Origin of the sequence: Phenylobacterium sp., from assembly GCF_035276905.1 — a bacterium.
Taxonomy (GTDB): Bacteria; Pseudomonadota; Alphaproteobacteria; order Caulobacterales; family Caulobacteraceae; genus Phenylobacterium.
The window spans coordinates 1-4,070 of sequence record NZ_DATELG010000092.1; the positions used below are offsets into that span (position 1 = coordinate 1).

Sequence of the window (4,070 nt, forward strand, 5' to 3'; positions counted from 1 at the left end):
GCGACAGGTTCTGGGCTGACGTCGTGTCCTGCGCCAGCGCGCCCACCCCGATGATGGCCGAGCCGTACATCGCGAAGGCCAGCACGAACACCACCGCGCCGAGGCCAAGCGTGCGAACGTCGCCGAAATCGCTCAGGACCAGGGCGGCGACGGGCGCCTTGGCGGTCAGCGGGCTGGCGGCGATCATAGCGCCTCCGCCGAGCCAGACGCCCATGACCAGGGCGGCCAGCGCGCCGACGCCCAGCAGCTTGCCGAGCACGATCTCGCTGGGCCGCACGGCGGCCAGCAGGCTTTCCAACGCGCGGTTCGAGCGCTCGCGCACCACCGCCTGCAGCAGGAGGCCGAGCGAGCCGACCAGCGCCAGCCACAGCATGGCGCTCATCGAGAAGCGAGCGAAGCGCCCCTTGTCCTGCGGGGGCGTCGGCCGCGGCGTCGGCTCGTGGACAGCGATGTCAGTTGCGCGCGCCTCGTCGCCGGTCAGCGCCTCGCCACGGAGCGCCGCGGCCACATCACGCCGCAGCAGCGCTACGCTGATCTTGGAGAGCGGCTCGCCCTGGACCGACACATCGGGCCCGCCCAAGCCGTCGGTGAGACGAACCCGGACCGCGGCCGGGCCTGCGCCGTCAATCCGCACCTGGTCCGGTCGGCCCTCGATGTCGGCGGCTTCCTCGATCGCGTGTTTCATGGCCGCGGCCAACTGCGCATTCGGCGCTTCGATCGCCACCATGCGGGCGGCGGGCGGGGCCGGCGTGCGCGCCATCTCCCCCGCGCCGAGCGCAGCCAGGAGCATCAGCAGAGGCCCCGTCAGCAGCGCCACCCAGAAGCTCGGGACGCCGGCATAGGCGACGATCTCGCGTCGCGCCACGAGCCACAGCCGGTGCATCAAGCCGCTTCCTTCTGTGCGGCGAACGCCCAGAAGGCCCCCTCCAGGTCGGCCTGGATCGGCTCGAAGCCCTGCACCGACAGCTGCCGCTCGGCCATGGCCCGCATCAGGGTCGGATAGGCCACATGGGTCGGCAACAGTACGCGCCAGCGCAACGCCTCGCCGATTTTGCCGGGGAACGGCTGCGCCTCGCCGCCGAGTTCGCTGGCGACCGCCAACAGGCCGCCGTCGTCGTTGCAGGTGACGTAGACCCCGTGCGGCGCCTTCGCGGCGGCCTCGGCCACGGCCCCTTCGAACACGGTGCGGCCGTCGGAGATGATCACCACGTGGTCGCAAAGCCGCTCGGCGGCGGCCATGGCGTGGGTCGAGAAGAGGATGGCGCCGCCGCCTGCGCGGTACTCGTCGAACAGCGACTGGACCTCGGCCTGCGCGACCGGATCGAGGCCGGAGAACGGTTCGTCGAGGATCAGCAGCCGGGGCGCGTGGGCGATGGCGCAGAGGATCTGCACCCGCTGGGCGTTGCCCTTCGAAAGTTCGCCGACGCGCGCGCCGCGGCGCGCGCCCAGCCCGATGCGCTCGAGGAGCTCGTCAGCGCGGCGGTAGGCTTCGACGCGCGCCACGCCTTTCAGACGGGCATGGAAGGCCACCGCGTCGCGCGCCCGTTCGCGCGGCGCCAGCCCCCGCTCCTCGGGAAGGAAGCCCAGCTGACGGCGCGTCTCAAAATCCGCCGGCTCGCCGAAGATCGCGATCTCGCCGGCGTCCGGCGACGTCAGCCCCATGATGCACTTGAGCGTGGTGCTCTTGCCGGCGCCGTTGACGCCGATGAAGCCGGTCACGCTGCCCGGTGCGACGGTGAAGCTGATGTTCCGCACGCCCCGACCGCCCGCGTACTGCTTGGCGAGGCCAACGACACGAAGCGGCGCGCTTGGTGAATTTGCCTGGGGCATGAGCGACACCATGCCCAATCTTGCTTACGCCGCAGATAAGAAGGACGGTTACTGGCGCAGCAAGCTTAATTGCTCATTATTTACCGCGACCGATCGACCTTAACTTCCCATCTAGGCCCCTCATCACCGATCCCGCCGGTCAATTAGACCGCCGCTGGATGATCATTTGAAATTACGCTCAAGCTTGTTCAATCTCACAAAGAGTCGAGCCGTCAGCTGGACGGTCCTTCGCTTGCGCCATCGGGGTTGCGCCATGCCGTCAAATGCACCGCATGCCGTCTCGCACTCTCTGCTAAGCATTTTGCTCGTCTTGTTGCTGATCGCCTGGCGGGTCAGCAAAATGACTCCGGGCAAGTCCCAGCCCCGGCCGCTTCGCCTCGAATGGCTCTGGGTCACGCCGCTGACCGCCCTGGCCGTCACCGTTGCAGACCTTGCGGTGCAGCCCCCACGGGGTCTCGACTGGCTCTGGCTCTTGGCCGGCCTCGGCATTGGCGGCGTTCTCGGATGGTGGCGCGGCAAACTGGTGCAGATCACTGTGCACCCTCAGACGCGCCAGCTGATCGCCCGTGCCTCCCCGGGCGCGGCCCTGCTCATCGTGGCCCTGGTCGGCGTGAGGTATGCCCTCCGCTCGCTCGTCACCGGCGAGGCCCAGACCTGGCATCTGAGCATGACGCTGATCGCCGGAATGTTCCTCTCTCTCGGGCTTGGGATCCTGGCGGCCCAACGGCTCGAAATGTATCTCCGGGCCCAGCAGTTGCTGGCGGAGACGCCCGCCGTGGAGCCGGTCGCGGCCCTGGCTACGCCGCGCCGCGGAATTGAGATCCCCACGTCGGGCGACTTTGCGTCATTCAAGCTGGCGCTGATGGCGGCCGGCGTGTTCCTGCTCGTGCTGATGATCGGCTTGGCGCTTCCTCGGTAGGTACGGTTTGTTGCGGCGCGGCCGGGCCGCGACGGCCGGTTGAAGCACGATCGCGGGAGCCGGCAGCGCGACAAGCGCGCCGCATGCCCGCCGCCCTCACTCCGACACAGGCCAGGTGCCTCTGCACCTGTTCCTGGCCAGTCCAAGACCAACCCCGGGCGGCATCGCCAATGGCGCCGCAAAAAACAGCTTCGCCATTGATAGCGGGCGTCATTTGGCAACATGCGGTTGCGCGCGCCTATTATATTTCAAAGTCGAAATTCGTCATGGCCTGAGCGTCAGTGTGAATGAAGTCCGCTTTGAAAACGCGGTTGGGGCGCAGGGCTCGCAGCTCCGGCCGCAAGGCAGCGTCCTGATCCTCGACGCCTTCGGGGGCGATTACTTCGACCAACTTGCGTGCACGCTGCGGCGCCGCGGCGTGCGCGTCGTGCGCGTCAGCAGCGTCGGTGCGCTGACTGAGAAGGGAGTTCGTCGGCTGACGCGTTGGATGCGCGACCAGGGGCTCTATGACGCCTACGTGAGCCTGTCCGAAGTGGGCGAAGACGGCGCCCTGCCCAAGCGCCTGGGCGGCGGGCCGATCCTCGACGTGCTCGCCGAAGAGAACACCCTGGCGGCGGCGAACTGCGAACATCCGGCGATCTCGGCGCTCGCCAGGCGAGGGCTGGCCTACCGGCGCTTTCCCCCGCTACGGCTTATCGACAAGTTCGAGGTGAACGCCATCCTGGAGAGAGCCGGGGTGCTCACTCCACCTCAGATGCGCGCCAGTGACATTAGCGCAAAAGAAGCGGTCGCACGCTTTGGGCTGCCGCTGGTCGTCAAAGCCGCCATCGGCGCTGCCGGACAGGGCGTCAGGATCGGCGACTCGCTTGAGGAGGTCGAGCGGGCGCTTGAAGATCTGAATGCCAAGTCGAGGGGTGGGGCTTTCTACCAGAAGTATATCGACGGCCACATGGTGATGTACGGCGCCGTGACGGGAACGGAGGGGGCGCTCCTCGAACACGGTTTCTGCGTCATGGCCAATTGCTGGCCGCTGGGGCCAAGCGCGGTCGTGCGCGTGTTCGACGATCCCGACCTGCTGGCCGCTGGCCGGCTGGTGACCCGGACGTTGGGATGCCTGGGGCTTGCGGAGATCGGCTTCATCCGCGACCGCGATGGCAAGGTATGGCACGTTGACGCCAACGTCCGTGTGTGGACGCCCCTTCGGATGCAAGAGGATTCTGAGAAGAGGTGGTGCGCGCAGGTTCAGGTGCTTCCGTGTGTCCGGCCTGATTGATGCGGCCTTTCACACGCCGCTGGCCTGTATGGAGTTCGCGGACCGGGT

At 67.8% G+C, this 4,070-nt stretch carries 4 protein-coding genes; 2 read left to right on the top strand and 2 right to left on the bottom strand.

Annotated elements, in window-relative coordinates:
- Both VJS38_RS03945 and VJS38_RS03950 read right to left on the bottom strand, forming a co-directional pair.
- Window positions 1-883, bottom strand: an 883-nt coding sequence (locus VJS38_RS03945; protein WP_324086850.1) for an ABC transporter permease, incomplete at its 3' end; no start/stop codon positions are given.
- Window positions 883-1,842: an ABC transporter ATP-binding protein gene (locus VJS38_RS03950; protein ID WP_324086851.1), complete on the bottom strand. Its 960-nt coding sequence runs from the start codon at window positions 1,840-1,842 to the stop codon at window positions 883-885. The genes VJS38_RS03950 and VJS38_RS03945, both read right to left, overlap by 1 nt.
- A gap of 298 nt (window positions 1,843-2,140) precedes the next feature.
- Between VJS38_RS03950 and VJS38_RS03955 the strand changes: the two genes are divergently transcribed.
- Window positions 2,141-2,749: a hypothetical protein gene (locus VJS38_RS03955; RefSeq protein WP_324086852.1), complete on the top strand. Its 609-nt coding sequence runs from the start codon at window positions 2,141-2,143 to the stop codon at window positions 2,747-2,749.
- A gap of 115 nt (window positions 2,750-2,864) precedes the next feature.
- Entirely contained in the window at window positions 2,865-4,022 is a 1,158-nt protein-coding gene (locus tag VJS38_RS03960) for a hypothetical protein (protein ID WP_324086853.1), read from the top strand.
- Window positions 4,023-4,070 lie beyond the last annotated feature (48 nt).

Excerpts from the sequence above, each read along its gene's own strand:
- VJS38_RS03950 (WP_324086851.1), bottom strand. The coding sequence starts at position 1,842 with ATGGTGTCGCTCATGCCCCAGGCAAATTCACCAAGCGCGCCGCTTCGT.